Below are 1,130 nucleotides of genomic sequence, written 5' to 3' on the forward strand. Positions count from 1 at the left end.
AGAGGGGAATCACAGGCAGGGGCTGCTAAGCCGCAGGTCAGCAACCTGCCGCCCGCTCCTTGAGGACATGGCGCCGGGCGACATCCCTGGCTTCGGGGAGGGCGCGATGGCTTGCGTAAATTGGCGCGGCTCTGTGCACCGCGGCTGCGGAGGTGAAAACAGATCTTGCGCTCCGACGAGATGGAGCAACCTGTCGATCGCGGGGCTGGTGTCCTGGATGACGACGGTCTTGCCCCGGCTCAGGGCCCGCTGGCGGAGTTCCAGAAGAACACTGAGGCCGGCGCAGTCACAGAAGCTGAGCCCGCTCAAGTCCAAGTCGAGACCGCCGGAGGAAGCGGCAAGCGCTTCGCTCAGTTGGTCTCGGAGCTGGTTGCCCGAGACGAGGTCGAGTTCACCGCGCACGGTGACATGCACCCGGTCGTCGCTCGACGCGTACGGCGTGGCTATCTGACCCGTTAGAAGTGGCTTCGCAGCAACGTTTCTACCTGAGCAGGGGAGGTCCGGCATGGTGAGGGACTGTGTCCGGTGGGAAGGGTGTTGCATGGCTCACTCCCGATGCGCTCGCCGTGGTCCACTTCAACGTTCCCCGACGAGGGGGACGTACGTCAACCTATACACGAACTCTTGTACGTGCTTTTGGATGCGCGCATGTCCTTTCGGTAGACTCGGCGCATGGATGAGGTGCCCGAGCCCCACAACGGATGGACGTTCCTGACGAACCACGCCCGCGTCCTTGCGGCTATCGCGGACAACCAGAGTGCGCGTGTCCGTGACATCGCCGCCCGCTGCCGCCTCACCGAACGCGCTGTGCAAAAGATCATCGCCGACCTGGAGCAGGCCGGTTACCTCTCACACATCCGACAGGGGCGCGGCAACACGTACCAGATCGACCCCGCTAAGACCCTGCGCCACCCGACCGAAGCCGGTCAGGGCCTGACGGTTGCCTCACTTCTTACACTGCTCGTCCAGGACGAAGCCCACCGCGCGATGCCACACAGCGAGCACACGCCCGCCTCTGGCTGACGTTCGCTAGGTCCTAGTAGTGCTTGGTCAGGTCGGTTGTGGTGGTGCGTGTCCTCTGGGCCCGGTGTGGCGTTGAGTGTGCGTGACTCCGGACGAGATTGCTGTGG

At 64.2% G+C, this 1,130-nt stretch carries 2 protein-coding genes; one reads left to right on the top strand and one right to left on the bottom strand.

All coding sequences use genetic code 11. The features are described 5' to 3' along the window. Positions 1-9: 9 nt before the first annotated feature. Complete coding sequence (locus ACWEN3_RS46805; protein WP_452984575.1) at positions 10-543, bottom strand: STAS domain-containing protein; 534 nt, start codon at positions 541-543, stop codon at positions 10-12. 129 nt (positions 544-672) lie between these two features. Here ACWEN3_RS46805 and ACWEN3_RS46810 point away from each other — a divergent pair, with 129 nt between their 5' ends. After that, on the top strand, positions 673-1,023 hold the full coding sequence (locus ACWEN3_RS46810; protein WP_452984577.1) for a helix-turn-helix transcriptional regulator: 351 nt from the start codon (positions 673-675) through the stop codon (positions 1,021-1,023). Positions 1,024-1,130 lie beyond the last annotated feature (107 nt).

Source organism: Streptomyces sp. NPDC004561 (assembly GCF_053602155.1).